The sequence below is a fragment of the Streptomyces sp. NPDC048696 genome, assembly GCF_043198895.1.
Taxonomy (GTDB): Bacteria; Actinomycetota; Actinomycetes; order Streptomycetales; family Streptomycetaceae; genus Streptomyces.
This window is the reverse complement of the sequence record NZ_JBICVJ010000009.1, coordinates 345,187-361,976: the sequence shown is the minus strand read 5'-3', so window position 1 is coordinate 361,976 and position 16,790 is coordinate 345,187. Positions and strand designations below refer to the sequence as shown.

Annotated in this window: 15 protein-coding genes and 1 rRNA gene; 11 read left to right on the top strand and 5 right to left on the bottom strand. The window is 74.3% G+C overall.

Features of this window, described 5'->3' with window-relative positions:
• A 5S ribosomal RNA gene (rrf, locus tag ACGFRG_RS21605) occupies positions 1-91 on the top strand; the annotation flags it as partial.
• Between the two features lie 64 nt (positions 92-155).
• Here the strand turns inward: rrf and ACGFRG_RS21600 are convergent.
• Positions 156-1,679, bottom strand: a complete 1,524-nt coding sequence (locus ACGFRG_RS21600) for a hypothetical protein (RefSeq protein ID WP_393266108.1) — start codon at positions 1,677-1,679, stop codon at positions 156-158.
• On the opposite strand from ACGFRG_RS21600, the gene ACGFRG_RS21595 reads away from it, so the two are divergent.
• A complete protein-coding gene (locus tag ACGFRG_RS21595; protein WP_361421550.1) occupies positions 1,671-2,519 on the top strand; it encodes a hypothetical protein in 849 nt (282 codons plus the stop codon). The genes ACGFRG_RS21600 and ACGFRG_RS21595 overlap by 9 nt on opposite strands.
• Before the next feature lie 77 nt (positions 2,520-2,596).
• On the opposite strand, the gene ACGFRG_RS21590 is transcribed toward ACGFRG_RS21595, so the two are convergent.
• Positions 2,597-3,925, bottom strand: a complete 1,329-nt coding sequence (locus ACGFRG_RS21590) for a DUF1015 domain-containing protein (protein WP_361421548.1) — start codon at positions 3,923-3,925, stop codon at positions 2,597-2,599.
• 71 nt (positions 3,926-3,996) lie between these two features.
• Between ACGFRG_RS21590 and ACGFRG_RS21585 the strand changes: the two genes are divergently transcribed.
• The 4 genes from ACGFRG_RS21585 to ACGFRG_RS21570 all read left to right on the top strand — a co-directional run bounded on the left by ACGFRG_RS21585 (position 3,997) and on the right by ACGFRG_RS21570 (position 8,164).
• Positions 3,997-5,025: an HAD hydrolase-like protein gene (locus ACGFRG_RS21585; RefSeq protein ID WP_361421545.1), complete on the top strand. Its 1,029-nt coding sequence runs from the start codon at positions 3,997-3,999 to the stop codon at positions 5,023-5,025.
• A gap of 147 nt (positions 5,026-5,172) precedes the next feature.
• Positions 5,173-6,243 carry a FecCD family ABC transporter permease gene (locus ACGFRG_RS21580; RefSeq protein WP_393266080.1) on the top strand — a complete coding sequence of 357 codons (1,071 nt, stop codon included), beginning with the start codon at positions 5,173-5,175 and terminating at the stop codon, positions 6,241-6,243.
• Positions 6,244-6,272: 29 nt separating this feature from the next.
• Positions 6,273-7,301 carry a FecCD family ABC transporter permease gene (locus ACGFRG_RS21575; protein ID WP_393266077.1) on the top strand — a complete coding sequence of 343 codons (1,029 nt, stop codon included), beginning with the start codon at positions 6,273-6,275 and terminating at the stop codon, positions 7,299-7,301.
• Between the two features lie 59 nt (positions 7,302-7,360).
• Positions 7,361-8,164 carry an ABC transporter ATP-binding protein gene (locus ACGFRG_RS21570; RefSeq protein WP_361421539.1) on the top strand — a complete coding sequence of 268 codons (804 nt, stop codon included), beginning with the start codon at positions 7,361-7,363 and terminating at the stop codon, positions 8,162-8,164.
• A gap of 12 nt (positions 8,165-8,176) precedes the next feature.
• Here the strand turns inward: ACGFRG_RS21570 and ACGFRG_RS21565 are convergent, their stop codons facing one another.
• Positions 8,177-8,524 (bottom strand): SCP2 sterol-binding domain-containing protein, encoded by a 348-nt coding sequence (locus tag ACGFRG_RS21565; protein WP_393266073.1) that lies wholly within the window; start codon positions 8,522-8,524, stop codon positions 8,177-8,179.
• A gap of 42 nt (positions 8,525-8,566) precedes the next feature.
• Here ACGFRG_RS21565 and ACGFRG_RS21560 point away from each other — a divergent pair, with 42 nt between their 5' ends.
• The 3 genes from ACGFRG_RS21560 to ACGFRG_RS21550 are packed head-to-tail and all read left to right on the top strand — an operon-like array spanning position 8,567 to position 10,609.
• Positions 8,567-8,839 (top strand): hypothetical protein, encoded by a 273-nt coding sequence (locus ACGFRG_RS21560; protein WP_361421533.1) that lies wholly within the window; start codon positions 8,567-8,569, stop codon positions 8,837-8,839.
• Between the two features lie 7 nt (positions 8,840-8,846).
• Entirely contained in the window at positions 8,847-9,662 is an 816-nt protein-coding gene (locus ACGFRG_RS21555) for a TlyA family RNA methyltransferase (protein ID WP_361421530.1), read from the top strand.
• Between the two features lie 5 nt (positions 9,663-9,667).
• On the top strand, positions 9,668-10,609 hold the full coding sequence (locus ACGFRG_RS21550; RefSeq protein ID WP_361421587.1) for an NAD kinase: 942 nt from the start codon (positions 9,668-9,670) through the stop codon (positions 10,607-10,609).
• Positions 10,610-10,642: 33 nt separating this feature from the next.
• Here ACGFRG_RS21550 and ACGFRG_RS21545 read toward each other — a convergent pair whose 3' ends face one another.
• Entirely contained in the window at positions 10,643-11,995 is a 1,353-nt protein-coding gene (locus ACGFRG_RS21545) for an FtsX-like permease family protein (RefSeq protein ID WP_393266069.1), read from the bottom strand.
• Between the two features lie 166 nt (positions 11,996-12,161).
• On the opposite strand from ACGFRG_RS21545, the gene recN reads away from it, so the two are divergent.
• Positions 12,162-13,880 carry a DNA repair protein RecN gene (gene recN, locus ACGFRG_RS21540; protein WP_393266105.1) on the top strand — a complete coding sequence of 573 codons (1,719 nt, stop codon included), beginning with the start codon at positions 12,162-12,164 and terminating at the stop codon, positions 13,878-13,880.
• 192 nt (positions 13,881-14,072) lie between these two features.
• Complete coding sequence (locus tag ACGFRG_RS21535; RefSeq protein WP_393266066.1) at positions 14,073-15,149, top strand: glycosyltransferase family 4 protein; 1,077 nt, start codon at positions 14,073-14,075, stop codon at positions 15,147-15,149.
• Positions 15,150-15,156: 7 nt separating this feature from the next.
• Here ACGFRG_RS21535 and ACGFRG_RS21530 read toward each other — a convergent pair whose 3' ends face one another.
• On the bottom strand, positions 15,157-16,788 hold the full coding sequence (locus ACGFRG_RS21530; protein WP_393266064.1) for a PucR family transcriptional regulator: 1,632 nt from the start codon (positions 16,786-16,788) through the stop codon (positions 15,157-15,159).
• Positions 16,789-16,790 lie beyond the last annotated feature (2 nt).

Sequence of the window (16,790 nt, the reverse complement as noted above, 5' to 3'; positions counted from 1 at the left end):
GCCCGGTTACATTCCGAACCCGGAAGCTAAGCCTTTCAGCGCCGATGGTACTGCAGGGGGGACCCTGTGGGAGAGTAGGACGCCGCCGAACAATCTTTCAGGACCCTTGGTCCCAGCGTTCACGCTGGGACCAAGGGTCCTTTTTTGTTTTTGTTTCAATTTACCGAAGCGCGTCGGGCAGCCGACTGCGCGAGAATGACTAGCAGTACCCGAAGACAGGAGTCGCACCGATGTCCACCAACTCTCCCGAGGACCGTCCGCAGCGCGAGGGGCGCAGCCGTGACGGCGGTGACAGGGGCGGCTACCGGGGCGGTCGTGACGACCGCGGCCCGCGCCGTGACGACAGCCGTGGCGGCTCCGGCGGTGGCTACGGCCGTCGCGACGACAGCCGTGGCGGCTCCGGTGGCGGCTTCCGCCGTGACGACCGCCGTGATGACCGTGGCCCGCGCCGTGACGACGACCGTGGTGGCCGTCCGTCCGGTGGCGGCTACGGCGGTGGATCCGGTGGTGGCTACGGCCGCCGCGACGACCGTCCGTCCGGCCCGCGTCGCGATGACGACCGTGGCGGACGTCCCTCGGGCGGTGGCTACGGTCGCCGTGACGACAGCCGTGGCGGCACGGGTGGCGGTTTCCGCCGCGATGACCGTCCGGCCCCGCGTCGTGATGACGACCGTGGTGGTTTCCGTCGTGACGACCGTCGTGACGAGCGTCCCTCCTTCCGCCGTGACGACGACCGTGGTGGCCGCCCGTCCGGCGGTGGCTACGGCGGTGGAACCGGTGGTGGCTACGGCCGCCGCGACGACCGTCCCTCCGGCCCGCGTCGTGACGACAGCCGTGGCGGCTCCGGTGGCGGCTTCCGCCGCGATGACCGTCCGGCCCCGCGTCGTGATGACGACCGTGGTGGTTTCCGTCGTGACGAGCGTCCGTCCTTCCGTCGCGACGACGACCGTGGTGGCCGTCCCGCCGGTGGCGGGTACGGCCGCCGTGACGACCGTCCGGCGCCGCGTCGCGATGACGACCGTGGTGGTTTCCGTCGCGATGACCGTCGTGACGAGCGTCCGTCCTTCCGCCGTGACGACGACCGTGGTGGCCGTCCTGCGGGCGGTGGATACGGCCGCCGCGACGACAGCCGTGGCGGCACGGGTGGCGGCTTCCGCCGCGACGACCGTCGTGATGAGCGCCCGGCCCCGCGTCGTGACGACGACCGTGGTGGTTTCCGTCGCGATGACCGTCGTGACGAGCGTCCGTCCTTCCGCCGTGACGACGACCGTGGCGGTCGCCCGTCCGGTGGTGGCTACGGCCGCCGTGACGACCGTCCGGCCCCGCGTCGTGACGACGACCGTGGTGGATTCCGTCGTGACGACCGTCGTGACGAGCGCCCGGCCCCGCGCCGCGATGACGACCGTGGCGGGTTCCGCCGTGACGACCGTGCCCCGCGCCGTGACGACGACCGCGGTGGCTTCCGTCGCGACGACCGCCGTGACGACCGTGGTGGATTCCGTCGCGACGACCGTGGCCCGCGCCGCGACGACGAGCGCGGTGGCTACCGCGGCCGCGACGACCGTGGCGGTTACCGCGGCGACGACCGCCGCGAGCGGGACCGCGACCGTGAGCCGATCAAGCGGCTGCCGATCGACCCGGACGTCACCGGCAACGAGATCGACGAGGACGTGCGTCAGGAGCTGCTGAGCCTGCCCAAGACCCTCGCCGAGGACGTAGCGCAGAACCTCGTCATGGTGGCGCGGCTGATCGACGAGGACCCCGAGCAGGCGTACGCGTACTCGCGTATCGCCCTGCGGCTCGCCTCCCGTGTGGCGGCGGTCCGCGAGGCGGCCGGGTTCGCCGCGTACGCGACGCAGAAGTACTCCGAGGCGCTGGCCGAGTTCCGGGCCGCGAAGCGGATGACCGGGCACGTCGAGCTGTGGCCCGTCATGGCCGACTGCGAGCGCGGCCTCGGCCGGCCCGAGCGGGCGCTTGAGATGGCCGGTGCGCCGGAGGTGCAGAAGCTCGACAAGGCCGGTCAGGTCGAGATGCGGCTGGTCGCGGCCGGTGCGCGCCGGGACATGGACCAGCTCGACGCCGCCATCGTGACGCTGCAGAGCCCGGAGCTGGCCTCCAACTCCGTGCAGCCGTGGACCCCGCGTCTGCGGTACGCGTACGCCGACGCGCTGCTGGCCGCCGGCCGTGAGGACGAGGCGCGCGAGTGGTTCGCCAAGGCGCTGGAGTCCGACAAGGACGGCGCCACCGACGCCTCGGACCGCCTGGCCGAGATGGACGGCGTGGACTTCGTGGACGCCATGACGGACGAGGACGAGCTCAACGCGGACGTCATCGCCGACGAGCCCGAGCCGGAGCTCGACGCCACCGGTGAGTCCGACAGCGCGCCCGACGAGGACGACGAGCGTGCCGACGTGGACGCCGACGACGACCTCGACATCGAGCCCGTCGCCGACCGGGCCGCCGCCGACCGTCCGGTCGCCGACGAGGACGCGGACAAGGGCCCGGCCGACAAGGCCTGAACCCACTGAGTGAGAAGGGCGGCACCCCGACCGGGGTGCCGCCCTTTCGCGTATCCGCGTTGTGCGAGCAGCGGTCCTCAGCTCACCGTCAGGCTCCGCAGCACCAGGCCCGTCGCGGGCTTCGGGCCGAAGGACGTGGACTTGCGGGGCATGGTGACGCCCTGGCGGGCCAGGTCCCGGACGATCTCCTCGCGTACGGGGTGTATCAGCACCGCCGTGCCGCCGCGCCGTTCCGCCTGCTCGACGGCGGCCGCCGAGTCGTGGATGTACATGATGTGCTCCGGCGTGTCCGGGATGCGCCAGACGTGGTCCAGGAGCGTGGAGTGGAGCACCGTGGCGTCCAGGGCGCGCCAGGCCTGTGGGCGGTCGGCGCGGATGGTGCGCGCGAGGAGGTCCTCGTCGGGCCGGTCGAGGAGGTGGAAGCGGCCGTCGCCCGCCAGCAGGAACGCGTTGCCCTCCGCGCTGGCCTCCGCGAGGACGTCGAGCGCGTCGGGCAGCGGCACCGCGAACGTACGGACGCGGAAGGCGCCGATTTCGGCCACGGCGGCCAGTGCCTCGCTGACCGGAAGCCGGTGGAGCAGCCGGTGGATGGCCCGCACCCGGAGCGGATAGCGGGCGGTGTCGACGAGCAGGACCAGGCCGAAGTCCCAGGGGCCGGGGCCCGACTGCTCGGAGCGCAGCCGCAGATAGGTGGCCCAGCGGTGGTGGCCGTCGGCGATGACCGCCTGGTGGTGGGCCAGATCGGCCTGGATCGCGGCGAGGTCGGCGGGGTCGGTGACGGCCCACAGCCGGTGGCTGTAGCCGTCCTCGGTCGTCGTGGCGAGCAGCGGCTCGCGTCGCACGGTCCGCTCGATCACCGCGCCCGCGCCGCCGGGGCCGCCGGCCGCGATGCCGTTCAGCCCCGCCGCGCTGCCGTTCGCGCCCGTCTCGCCGTGGTACGTGAGCAGCAGCGGCTCGAAGTGCGCGGCGGTCGTCCGCATCAGGTCGGCGCGGTCCTCGACGACGTGCGGCATCACGTCCTCGTGCGGCAGCACGACGCCCTCGGAGGGCTCGGACAGGGCCAGCGCCCCGATCAGCCCGCGCTGCAGGAGTCCGCCGCCCACCTGCTCGTACACATAGAGCGCGGGTTCCGGATCGGGGGCGAGGACGCCCTCCGAGAGCCAGTCCTCCAGGGTCAGCGCGGCCTGCTGGTGGCGGGCCCTGGGCGTGGCCGCCTGCGGCAGGATCAGCCGGACGATGTTGTACGGGTCCGCCGACTCCAGGTGGAGCAGGCCGTCGGGGCGGACCACCACGTCGTACGGCGGGGAGGTCACGGCCGCGAGGCTGCCGACGCGCTCGGGTACATAGCGCAGTCCTCGGAACGGGATCAGGCGCAGCCCGTCGTCCGCACGCCCAGTTGTGGTCATTGCTGCATGGTAAGTGGGGTGCGGACATGCGCGATGATCGGGGGAGAGCATCGAGCGAGGAGTGGATGAGGATGAGCCAGCCGAGCAGGACCCGGCCGAGCGGCAGCGCGCGGGCGCTGAGCGAGGCGTACGACACGGCTCTGCTGGATCTCGACGGGGTGGTCTACGCGGGCGGTGAGGCGATCGCGCACGCCGTCGCCTCGCTGGGCACCGCGCGCGAGGGCGGGATGCATCTCGCGTACGTGACCAACAACGCGCTGCGCACGCCCGACGCGGTGGCCGCGCACCTCACCGACCTGGGCGTGCCCGCCGAGCCGGGCGATGTGATCACCTCGGCGCAGGCGGTGGCGCGGCTGATCGCCGAGCAGGTGCCGGACGGGTCACGGGTGTTGGTGATCGGCGGGGAGGGGCTGCGGGTCGCGCTGCGCGAGCGCGGGCTCGTGCCGGTGGAGTCGGCCGAGGACGGTCCGGCGGCGGTGGTGCAGGGGTACGGCGGGCCGGAGCTCGCCTGGGGCCGGTTCGCCGAGGCGTGCTTCGCGATCGCGGCCGGGGTGCCGTGGTTCGCGTCCAACACCGATCTGACGATTCCGAGCCCGCGCGGCATCGCGCCGGGCAACGGGGCGGCGGTCGAGGTGGTGCGGATCGCGACCGGCGCCGAGCCGCGCGTGGCCGGCAAGCCGCTGCCCCCGATGCACCGGGAAACGATTCTGCGGACGGGCGCGCGCAAGCCGCTGGTGGTCGGGGACCGGCTCGACACGGACATCGAGGGGGCGTTCAACGGCGGGGTGGACTCGCTGCTCGTCCTCACCGGGGTGACCGACGGCGCCCAACTGCTGGCCGCCCGGCCGGAGCACCGGCCCACCTTCGTGGACGCGGATCTGCGGGGCATGCTGACCGGCCAGCCGGAAGTGGCCGAAAACAGCGGTGAGTTCGGCTGCGGCGGGTGGACGGCCGCCGTCCGCGACGAGGTGTTCGTGCTGGACGGCGACGGCGAGCCGATCGACGGGCTGCGGGCGCTGTGCGCGGCGGCGTGGACGTACGCGCAGGACGGTACGTGCGGCCTGGACGCGGGGAAGGTGCTGGCGCGGCTGGGGTTGTGACGCCGGGGAGCGGGCAGGTGCCGTGACGCCCGGGGAGCGGGCGGGGGTGACTGCGGCCGCTCCTCTTCCCTCGCACGTTCGCTGTCCCGCGCGCAGATGATCAAGGGGCCTGTCGAAGCCTTGAGAGGGTAGGCTAACCTAACTCGGGTGTTGGTAGACAGCCCTCCCGAGCCCGGCGCGACGACCGACCCCGCGCTACCGAAGCCGAACCCGGCCGCGACCCCCCGGCGGCACGCGCTGCGCGCCGCCGGGCTGCTGGTGTCCCTGGGTGTGCTGGCCCTCGTGGCCGTCGCGAGCATCGCGATCGGGGCGAAACAGATACCGGTGTCCGACGTCTGGCACGGGCTGTTCCACTACTCCGGCACCACCGACGACGTCATCGTCCACGACACCCGGGTGCCGCGCACCCTGCTCGGACTGCTCGTCGGGGCCGCGCTCGGCGTCTCCGGCGCGGTGATGCAGGCGCTCACCCGCAACCCGCTCGCCGAGCCCGGCATCCTCGGGGTCAGCGCGGGCGCCTCCGCCGCCGTCGTCTCGGCCATCAGCTTCTTCGGCGTCACCAGCCTGACCGGATACGTGTGGTTCGCCTTCGCGGGGGCCGCGGTCGTCTCGGCGCTCGTGTACATCCTGGGCGGCAGCCGGGCCGCCACCCCGGTCCGGCTCGCGCTGGCGGGAACGGCGGCGACGGCCGCGCTCTACGGCTACATCAACGCCGTGCAGCTGATGGACTCGGCGGCCCTGGACCGGCTGCGGTTCTGGTCGGTGGGCTCGCTGGCCTCCGCCGACACGGACACGGTCACGCGGATCGCGCCGTTCGTGGTGGCCGGTCTGGTGCTCGCCGCGCTCATCGCGCGGCCGCTCAACGCGATGGCGCTCGGCGACGACACCGCACGCGCCCTGGGCGCCCATCTGACCCGTACCCGTGTGCTGTCGATGGTCACCGTCACCCTGCTGTGCGGGGCCGCGACCGCCGCCTGCGGGCCGATCGTCTTCATCGGGCTGATGGTCCCGCACATCGTCCGGGCCGTCACCGGGCCCGACATGCGCTGGATCCTGCCGTACGCGGCCGTGCTCTCGCCGGTGCTGCTGCTCGGCTCGGACGTCGTCGGGCGGGTCATCACCCGGCCCTCCGAGCTCCAGGTCGGCATCGTCACCGCGCTCATCGGCGGGCCCGTCTTCATCTTTCTCGTACGCCGCAAGAGGATGGCCCACCTGTGAAGTCACCGAACCAGGCGGGGGATTCCCCCGTGAAGGCCGTTCGTACGCCCGGTGGTTACTCCTTCCGGCTCGACCCCCGCTCGCTGGTCGTCGTCGTGGCGCTGCTGGCCGCGGCGCTCGCGGCGGGTGTGGTCCTGGTCGGCAGCGGGGACTTCGAGATCGCGCCCGTCGACGTCGTCCGCACCCTCTTCGGCTCGGGCACCCCGCAGCAGGACTTCATCGTCAACGAACTGCGGCTGCCGCGCGTGCTGGTGGGGCTGCTGGTCGGGGCCGCGTTCGGGATCTCCGGGGCCGTCTTCCAGTCCCTCTCCCGCAATCCGCTGGGCAGTCCGGACATCATCGGCTTCGGGCAGGGCTCGGCGGTCGGCGCGCTCGTCGTCATCGTGTGGTTCGGCGGCAGCGCCACCGAGGTCGCCGTCGGCGCGCTCGTCGGCGGGCTCGCGACAGGCGTCGCCGTCTATCTGCTCGCCTGGCAGAAGGGTGTGCACGGCTACCGTCTGGTGCTCGTCGGCATCGGCGCCGCCGCGATGCTCACCGCCTGTATCCAGTACCTGCTCACCAAGGCGAAGCTGGTCGACGCGACCCGGTCCATGGTGTGGCTGACCGGCTCGCTCGACGGGCGCGACTGGGCCCAGGTCTGGCCGCTGCTCGCGCTGTTCGCCGTGCTGCTGCCGGTGATCCTGGCGTACGGACGGCCGCTGCGGATGCTGGAGATGGGCGACGACGCGGCGTACGCGCTCGGCGTGCCCGTCCAGCGCACCCGGACCGTGCTGATGCTGGCCGCCGTGCTGCTCAACGCCGCCGCGACCGCCGCGGCAGGTCCCATCTCGTTCGTCGCGCTCACCGCGCCGCAGCTCGCCCGCCGCCTGACCCGTGCCACCGGGCCGAACATCCTGGCCGCCGGCTGCATGGGCGCGACCCTGCTCGTCGTCGCCGACTGGGCCTCCCAGCGGCTGTTCGGCGAGAGCAAGCTGCCGGTGGGCGTGGTGACCGGGGTGCTCGGCGGCCTCTATCTGCTGTGGCTGCTGGTCACCGAGCGCAAGGCGGGCCGGATATGAGCGCCCCGCAGGTCCACCGGACAGACCCTAGCCCCCGTACGGATTCCAGGAGTACGAGCATGCAGCGCCTCAGCGCCGATTCGGTGACCCTCGGCTACGACCAGCGGGTCATCGCCGAGGACCTGTCGGTCCAGATCCCCGACCACTCGTTCACGGTGATCGTCGGCCCCAACGCCTGCGGCAAGTCCACGCTGCTGCGCGCCCTGTCGCGGATGCTCAAGCCCAGCCGGGGACGGGTGCTGCTCGACGGGCAGACCATCCACGCGATGCCCGCCAAGAAGGTCGCCCGGACGCTCGGACTGCTGCCGCAGTCCTCCGTCGCGCCCGACGGCATCACCGTCGCCGACCTGGTGGCGCGCGGCCGCTACCCGCACCAGGGGCTGCTGCGGCAGTGGTCGGCCGAGGACGAGCGGATCGTCCGGGAGTCGATGGCGGCGACCGGGGTGGGCGAGCTGGCGGAGCGGTACGTCGACGAGCTGTCCGGCGGGCAGCGCCAGCGGGTGTGGATCGCGATGGCGCTCGCCCAGCAGACGCCGCTGCTGCTGCTCGACGAGCCGACGACGTTCCTCGACATCCAGCACCAGATCGAGGTCCTGGACCTCTGCGCCCAGCTGCACGAGGAGCAGGGGCGCACCCTGGTCGCGGTGCTGCACGACCTCAACCAGGCGGCCCGCTACGCCACGCATCTGATCGCGATGCGCGGCGGCGAGATCGTCGCCGAGGGCCCGCCCGCCGAGATCGTCACGGCCGAGCTGGTCGAGCGGGTGTTCCAGGTCCGCTGCCAGGTCATCGACGACCCGGAGACGGGCACACCGCTGGTGGTGCCCGCGGCCCGGCAGCGGGACGCGGTGGCGTCGGCCTGAACCGGCGGGACGCTACAGCAGCGTCCGCAGCCGCAGCAGGTCGCGGAAGGACGCCTCCAGGCGGACCCGGCCGGTGGCCCAGGCCCGGGCGAAGTCGAGGTCGCCCCCGACCAGCGCCACCAGGTCGTCGCCCCGCAGGGCGAGCCGGATCTGGGCGCGCTCGCGCGGCGGGCCCGGCAGCGTCTCGTGGACGTGGACACGGCCGTCCTGGAGGCGTCCGGTGAACGTGAGGTCCAGGTCCGTGATGTGGCAGCTCAGCGAGCGGTCCAGCGCGGCGGCGGCCCGCACGTCGCCCTGCGCGCCCGCCATATTGTCGGAAAGCTTGTCGAGTGCCGCGCGGCACTCCTGCGTGGTCGCCATCGTGATCGACCGTACCCCAGGGCCACGCGGTAGCGTCTTGGCATGAGCGACTTGATGCCGGGGCCCGGGGCGGACGCCGGCGAGTGCGACGACGCCGTAGGACCGGCGCCCCTGGGCGTCCCCCGCGACCCCACCGGCGACGACGTGGTGGACGCCCTGGTCGAGCGGCTGGGCGATGTCGACCACCTCGATACGGACGGACACCTTGAGGTGTACGAGGATGTACACCGGGGGCTGCGCGAGACGCTGACCGCGCTCGACGCCCGCCCGGGGCCACCGGCCCCGGTACCGCATCCGTACGACAACAGGAGCTGAACCGAACGTGGCAGGAGTGGCACGCCGCCGCCTCGACGCCGAGCTGGTCCGCCGGAAACTCGCCCGGTCGCGCGAGCACGCCGCCCAGCTGATCGCCGCGGGGCGGGTGAGCGTGGGCAAGACCGTCGCCACCAAGTCCGCCACCCAGGTCGAGACCGCCGCCGCCATCGTGGTCGCCGAGGACGACAGCGACCCGGACTACGTCTCGCGGGGCGGCCACAAGCTGGCCGGCGCGCTGGCGGCGTTCGTGCCGCGCGGGCTGAAGGTCGAGGGGCGCCGGGCGCTGGACGCGGGCGCCTCCACCGGCGGCTTCACGGACGTCCTGCTGCGCTCCGGCGCCGGGCACGTGGTGGCCGTGGACGTCGGCTACGGACAGCTCGCCTGGTCCCTGCAGAGCGACGACCGGGTCACCGTCAAGGACCGTACCAACGTACGGGAGTTGACGCTCGACGACATCGACGGCGAGCCGGTCGACATCATCGTGGGGGACCTCTCCTTCATCGCCCTCGGGCTCGTGCTGCCCGCGCTGGTGCGGTGTGCGGCGCCCGACGCGGATCTGGTGCTCATGGTCAAGCCGCAGTTCGAGATCGGCAAGGACCGCCTGGGCAGCGGCGGGGTGGTGCGCAGCCCCGAGCTGCGGGCCGAGACCGTACGGACGGTGGCCGCGCAGGCCGCCGCGCTCGGCCTCGGCGTGGCGGGCGTCACTGCCAGCCCCCTGCCCGGACCCTCCGGCAATGTCGAATACTTTCTGTGGCTGCGGGCGGGGGCGCCCGCGCTCGATCCGGCGGATGTCGACCGTGCAGTGGCGGAGGGACCCAGTTGAGCGCGTTGGAGAGCACGACCAGTTCGGCAGATGCGGCACAGAGACAGCACGAGGGGGTACGGACGGTCTTCCTGCTCGCGCACACCGGGAGGCCCGCCGCCATCCGCAGCGCGGAGCTGGTGGTGCAGGGGCTGCTGCGGTCCGGCATCGGCGTACGGGTCCTTGAGGCGGAGGCGGCCGATCTGCCGCTGCCGGCGTCCGTGCAGACGGTGAAGGAGGCCACGCCGCAGTGTCTGGACGGCTGTGAGCTGCTCATCGTGCTCGGCGGGGACGGGACGCTGCTGCGCGGCGCCGAGTTCGCCCGGGCCTCCGGGGTGCCGATGCTCGGCGTCAACCTCGGCCGGGTCGGCTTCCTCGCCGAGGCCGAGCGGGACGACCTGGACAAGGTCGTCGACCGGGTGGTCACGCGCGCGTACGAGGTCGAGGAGCGGATGACCCTCGACGTCGTGGTGCACAGCAACGGCGATGTGGTCCACACGGACTGGGCGCTCAACGAGGCCGCCGTGCAGAAGGTGTCGCCCGAGCGGATGCTCGAAGTCGTCCTGGAGATCGACGGGCGGCCGGTGACCGGGTTCGGCTGCGACGGCATCGTGTACGCGACGCCGACCGGCTCCACCGCGTACGCCTTCTCGGCGGGCGGTCCCGTGGTGTGGCCCGAGGTCGAGGCGCTGCTGATGGTGCCGATCAGCGCGCACGCGCTGTTCGCCAAGCCGCTGGTGACCTCGCCGAGTTCGGTGCTCGCGGTGGAGGTGCAGCCGCACACCCCGCACGGGGTGCTGTGGTGCGACGGGCGCCGGACGGTCGAACTGCCGCCCGGGGCGCGGGTGGAGGTCCGCCGCGGCGCGGTGCCGGTGCGCCTCGCGCGGCTGCACCACGCCTCGTTCACGGACCGGCTCGTCGCGAAGTTCGCGCTGCCGGTGAGCGGTTGGCGGGGCGCGCCGCACTGAGCGGCGCGACGCGAAGAGCTCCGGACGCGCCGGTCAGGTCGCGCTCAGCGTCCTGATCGCGCGCCGGCGCAGCGCCGCCCGGACCGGCAGGCCGGTCGCCAGCAGGGTCAGCAGTACGGTCCCGGCGGCGATGGCCGACGCCGTCGGCAGCGGCAGATACGGGAGCGGCGAGCCGAACCGGGCCGCCAGCATGGGCGCCAGCGTGGCCAGCGCGATCACCGCGCCGAGCACCAGGGCGGTCGCCGCCACGATCACCGCCTCCCACGCGGCCATCGCCCGCACCTGGCGGGGCAGCGTGCCCACCACGCGCAGCAGCGCGATGTCACGGCGGCGCTCGAAGGAGATCATGGCGAGGGTGTTCGCCGCGGCGATCGCGGCGAACCCCGCGTACAGGCCGGTGCCGAAGTAGTCCAGCCACACCTCGCCCGCGCTGCCCGAGGAGCCGGTGCGGTGGGCCGCCGTCGTATGCGTGGCGATCTTGGTGAGGCCGAAGCCGGTGACCAGGACCAGCGGGACCACGGCGGCGGAGAAACGGCGCGGCTGGGAGCGGACGTTGAGCATCGCGAGCCGGGCGCTGGAGCCGAACCGGCGCGCCGGGGCCGACACCAGCCGGGCGGCCGGGCCCACCACCTTCGGGCCGAGCAGCCCCGCGCCCACGCAGAACAGCAGCAGGATCAGGAACGCGCCCTGGGCGGCCTTCTCGGGAGACTGCTTGGAGAGCGCGACGGACAGCGCGCACGCCCCCGCGACCGCGACGACACCCAGTGGGCCCCGCAGCCACCCCAGGCCCCGGCGGCCCGCCAAGGCCTCGTCCAGGGCCCTGGCGGGCCGCAGCAGCGAGAACCGCAGCGAGGCGAGCAGCGCCGCGAGCGACGACGTCACGACCGCGACCGCGAGGCAGACCGGCAGCGCGAGCCAGGTGAAGCGGTACGTCACCTCCGCCGGGATCAGCCCGTGGTCGCGCATCCCCGCGAACCAGACCCGGCTCAGCACGCCCCCGCCCAGCAGGAACCCGGTCGCCGCGGCCGGGACGGCGGCGGCGACGGCCTGGACGACCACGGCCCGCCGGATCTGGCGGGGCCGGGCGCCGATGGCCCGTACCAGCGCGAGCTCGCGGTGCTGCTGGGTCACCGCCGTACCCATCGTCGAGGCGATCACGAAGATCGACATATAGATGGAGCCGATCAGCATCACCACCGACATGTCGCCGATGTCATTGGCCGACAGAGCGGCCCGGGCCGGTGCGGACAGGCCGTCGGGGGATGTGCTGATCAGCATCGTCATCGACGCGCTCACCACGGTCGCGGCGAACATCGCGGCGACGAACGTACCGATGAAAGCGGGGCGATGGCCGCGCAGGGCCGAGTGGGCCAGTCCTGTGCTCATGGTGAACAGCCTGGTGGCGGGGGTGGTGGCAGGTGAATGGGGCGGGCGTCAGGATCAACCGGGGGTTAACCCGAGGGTGAGCTGAGGTGGCCCGGGAGGGTGAGCGTGCGGGGGGCGTCGCAATCAGGCCCCGGGACCTCGTAAGGTCGGGGGCGTGTTGGAGGAGATGCGGATACGGTCGCTCGGGGTCATCGACGACGCGGTCGTCGAGCTGTCGCCCGGGTTCACCGCGGTGACCGGCGAGACCGGTGCGGGCAAGACCATGGTCGTCACCAGCCTCGGGCTGCTGCTCGGCGGGCGCGCCGACCCCGCCCTGGTGCGGATCGGCGCCAAGGCGGCGGTCGTCGAGGGGCGGATCGCGCTGCGCCCGGGCGCCACCGCGGCGATCCGGGCGGAGGAGGCCGGGGCCGAGCTCGACGAGGGCGCGCTGCTGGTCAGCCGTACCGTCTCGGCGGAGGGCCGCTCGCGGGCGTTCCTCGGCGGGCGGTCGGTGCCGGTCGGCGTGCTCGCCGAGCTCGCCGACGAACTCGTCGCGGTGCACGGCCAGACCGACCAGCAGGGCCTGCTGCGCCCGGCCCGCCAGCGCGAGGCCCTCGACCGGTACGCGGGCGACGCGGTGACCGGACCGCTCGCCAAGTACGCGGAGGCCTATCGGCGGCTGCGGTCCGTCGCCGTGGAGCTGGACGAGCTGACCACGCGGGCGCGCGAGCGCGCGCAGGAGGCGGATCTGCTGCGGTTCGGGCTGAACGAGATCGCGGCGGTCGAACCGCTGCCGGGCGAGGACGCGGAGCTCGCGGCGGAGGCGGAGCGCCTCGGCCACGCGGAGGCGCTGGCGTCGGCCGCCGCCCTCGCGCACGCGGCCCTCGCGGGCAACCCCGAGGACCCGGAGAGCGTGGACGCCACCACGCTGGTCGCCGGGTCGCACCGGGCCCTCGAAGCCGTGCGGTCCCACGACCCGGCGCTGGCCGCGCTCGCCGAGCGCATCGGCGAGGTCGCCATCCTGCTCGGCGACGTGGCCGGCGAACTCGCCGGGTACGCGGACGACCTGGACGCCGACCCGCTGCGGCTCGCGGCCGTCGAGGAGCGCCGGGCGGCGCTGACCGCGCTCACCCGCAAGTACGGCGAGGACATCACGGCGGTCCTGGCCTGGGCGCAGGAGGGCGCGGCCCGGCTCACCGAGCTGGACGGCGACGACGACCGGATCGGCGAGCTCACCGCCGAGCGCGACGGGCTGCGCGCCGAACTGTCGCTGCTCGCCCAGGAGTTGACGGACGCCCGCACGGAGGCGGCCGCGCGGTTCGCCGACGCGGTGACGGCCGAGCTCGCCTCGCTCGCGATGCCGCACGCGCGCGTGTCGTTCGCGGTGCGGCAGGTGGACGACGCCGAGGGCGTCGAGGTGGGCGGGCGGACCGTGGCGTACGGCCCGACCGGCGCCGACGAGGTGGAGCTGCTGCTCGCCCCGCACCCGGGCGCCCCGCCCCGGCCGATCGCCAAGGGTGCCTCCGGCGGTGAGCTCTCGCGCGTGATGCTGGCGGTCGAGGTGGTCTTCGCGGGCACCGACCCGGTGCCGACGTACCTCTTCGACGAGGTCGACGCGGGTGTCGGCGGGCGGGCGGCGGTCGAGATCGGCCGGCGCCTGGCGAAGCTGGCCAAGTCGGCGCAGGTCGTCGTGGTGACCCATCTGCCCCAGGTGGCGGCCTTCGCGGACCGCCAGCTCCTGGTGGAGAAGACGAACGACGGCACGGTGACCCGGTCCGGCGTCACCGTCCTGGAGGGCGAGGACCGCGTCCGCGAGCTCTCCCGGATGCTGGCGGGCCAGGAGGACTCTCAGACCGCCCGCGCCCACGCGGAGGAGCTGCTGGCCACCGCGCGGAGCGAGGGGTAGCGCACCGGGGAGTACGGGAAGCGGCGGGCGTAGGACGCGGGCCTCGGGGGTCACCCGTGTGGGTGATCCCTCGTCCGGGTCCGCCCGCCGTGCGCCCGGGGAAACGTCCGGGCGGGAGCGGAACGTCCGTACGGGCTGGCATTCTTGGCCGGGGCCCACACCGCCCGACCGCCGACCGGGGAGCCTGTTCACGTGTCACAGCTGCGTACGGTCCAAGTGCTGGGCGGCGGCAGCGCGGGCAGCAGCGCGCATGTGCGGTCCCTCGCCGCGGGCCTCGCCGCGCGCGGGGTGCGGGTCACCGTGTGCGCACCGGCCGCGCTGGAGCGGGAGTTCGACTTCCGGGGTGCGGGCGCGCACTTCGTGCCGGTGCCCCGGCGGGGCGACCCGGTCGCGGTGGGCGCGCTGCGGGCGGTCTGCGCGGGCGCGGACGTGGTGCACGCGCACGGCCTGAACGCGGCGGTGCGGACCGCTCTGGCGACGGGCGGGCGCGGCGCGGTCCCGCTCGTCGTCACCTGGCACACCGGTGCCCACGCCGAGGGCGCGCGGGGGCAGCTGCTGCGCGTCCTGGAGCGCCGGGCCGTGCGCGCGGCCGCCGTGGTGCTCGGCACCTCGTCCGACCTGGTCGACCGCGCCCGGCGGTGCGGTGCCCGGGACGCCAGGCTCGCCGCGATCGCGGTGCCCGGGCCGCGCGTCCCGGTCGCGGACGGCAAGGTGCGGGCCGAACTGGGCGCGGTGGACCGGCCGTTGCTCGTCGCGGTGGGCAGCCTGGTCGAGCACCGGGGGTACGGCGTGCTCCTGGACGCCGCCCACGGCTGGCGCGGGCTCGACCCCGTACCGCTCCTGGTGATCGCGGGTGAGGGGCGGGAGCGGGGCGCCCTCCAGCGGCGCATCGAGGCCGAGGCGCTGCCGGTGCGGCTGATCGGGCGGCGCGACGACGTCACCGAGCTGCTCGCCGCCGCCGATGTGGCCGTGCTGCCCAGCCGTTGGGAGGGGCGCTCACTGCTGGCGCAGGAGGCGCTGCGGCTCGGTGTGCCGCTGGTCGCGACCGCCGTCGGCGGGGTGCCGGAGCTCGTCGGGAACGCCGCCGAGCTCGTTCCGTACGGGGACGCCCCGGCGCTGGCGGACGCGGTCGCGCGGCTGCTCCTGGACCCGGCGCGGCGCCGTGAACTCGCCGAGGCCGGACCCGTACAGGCGGCGGACTGGCCGACCGAGGACGAGACGGTGGCGCAAGTGCTCAGCGTGTACGACGAGTTGACGAATCGTCACTGAAGGCGTTTCAGGGCACGTGGCGTCGGGCCCGCAGGGCCAGGGAGAGGGCCAGGACCGTCTGCGGGTCGTCCAGGTCCGTGCCCAGGAGCTCGGCGATCCGGGCGAGGCGGTTGTAGAGCGTCTGCCGGTTGAGGTGCAGCTCGCGGGCCGTCTCCGCCTTGCGGCCCGCGTGCGCCAGATAGACCTCCAGGGTCGGCAGCAGTGGCGGGCGCGAGGCCGCGTCATGGGTGCGCAGCGGGCCGATCGCGCGCTCCACGAACGCCGCCAGGTCCGGGTGCTCGCGCAGCCGCCACAGCAGCAGGTCGATGTCGAGGCGCCGGGCGTCGTACCAGGGCACCTCGGGCAGGCCCTGGGCGGCGGTCGCCGTCTCGGCCGCGTGCCGCAGCCCCGCCGAGGCCGCCGCCCAGCCGCCGGCGACCCCGGCCACCACGACCGGCTGTGCCCCGGCCCGGGCGAGTCCGGCCCGCTCCACACCCGCCCGCAGCGCCGCCGCGACCCGGTCCGCGACCGCGTTGCGCTCCGACTCCGAGCGCAGCCCCAGCAGCAGCGGCACCCGGCCCTCCACCGGACGTACGCCCAACAGCACCGGCACCCCCACCGAGGACAGCTCCTCCAGGACCGCACGGGCCAGGACCGCCCAGTTGCCGGTGGCGGAGGACTCCGAGAACTCGGTGGTCAGCCGCATCACCACCGGCAGCAGCGGGCCCTCGCCGGGCTTGAAGCCGAGGACCTTCGCCTGGCCGGGCGCGTCCTCGGCGGTGATCCGGCCCTCGGCGAGGTCGGTCAGGAAGTCGCCGCGCCCGCGCGCGGCCAGCTCCTCCTCCTGGCGCGCCTGCATCAGGACCACCGCGAGGATGCCCGCCGCCCGTTCCGCCGCCATCTTGTGGACCGGCAGCAGCGGGGCCGCGACCGCGAGCAGCACGAGCCGGGCCCGCACCGCGCCGGTGCCGTGGCCGCCGCCCGGTACGTCCACCAGGACCGAGCCGGCGGGCGGCCCCGACTCGCGGGACTCACGCTGGCCGCGCAGCCCCTCCCACACCTGGAGCGGATCCGCGCCCGCCTCGCCGGAGCCCGCGGCCGCGTAGAGCAGCTGGCCGTCCGGGGTCTCCAGGAACACCGGGTTGCCGGTGAAGTCGGCGAGGATCGACAGGACCTGCGGCACCCCGCCGCCCGACAGCAGCGCCTGCGTACAGCGCCGGTGGACCTCCTCGGCGCGCTGGAGCAGCGCGTAGTGGCCGTTGACGATCTCGGTGTGGATCTCCTCGGTGACCGTCACGAACGGGACCTCGCGGTGCAGCGCCACCAGCGGCAGACCCGCCGCGCGTGCGGTGTCCACGATCGTCGCGGGCAGCCGGCTGAAGCGCGGGCCCAGCTCGACGACGAGCGCGGCGATGCCCCGGTCCGCGAGCCGCCGTACGAAGGCGCGCTGTTCGGCGGGGCGGGTGCCCAGGCCCAGGCCCGTGGTCAGCAGCAGCTCGCCGCCCTTGAGCAGCGAGGCGATGTTGGGCACCTCGCCCGCGTGCACCCAGCGCACGGTCCGGCCGAGCCGTTCCGCGCCCGCCACCACCTCGGGGAGCCCGCCGCGCAGCCCCGGCAGCTCAAGCGCCCGCCGCACGGTGATCCCGCCCTGGGTGTCCAATG

Bases quoted from the DNA above. Each gene is read 5' to 3' on its own strand.
- ACGFRG_RS21560 (WP_361421533.1), top strand. From the start codon at position 8,567: ATGAGCGACTTGATGCCGGGGCCCGGGGCGGACGCCGGCGAGTGCGAC.
- ACGFRG_RS21590 (WP_361421548.1), bottom strand. From the start codon at position 3,925: ATGACCACAACTGGGCGTGCGGACGACGGGCTGCGCCTGATCCCGTTC.
- ACGFRG_RS21570 (WP_361421539.1), top strand. From the start codon at position 7,361: ATGCAGCGCCTCAGCGCCGATTCGGTGACCCTCGGCTACGACCAGCGG.
- ACGFRG_RS21565 (WP_393266073.1), bottom strand. From the start codon at position 8,524: ATGGCGACCACGCAGGAGTGCCGCGCGGCACTCGACAAGCTTTCCGAC.
- recN (WP_393266105.1), top strand. From the start codon at position 12,162: ATGCGGATACGGTCGCTCGGGGTCATCGACGACGCGGTCGTCGAGCTG.
- ACGFRG_RS21585 (WP_361421545.1), top strand. From the start codon at position 3,997: ATGAGCCAGCCGAGCAGGACCCGGCCGAGCGGCAGCGCGCGGGCGCTG.
- ACGFRG_RS21545 (WP_393266069.1), bottom strand. From the start codon at position 11,995: ATGAGCACAGGACTGGCCCACTCGGCCCTGCGCGGCCATCGCCCCGCT.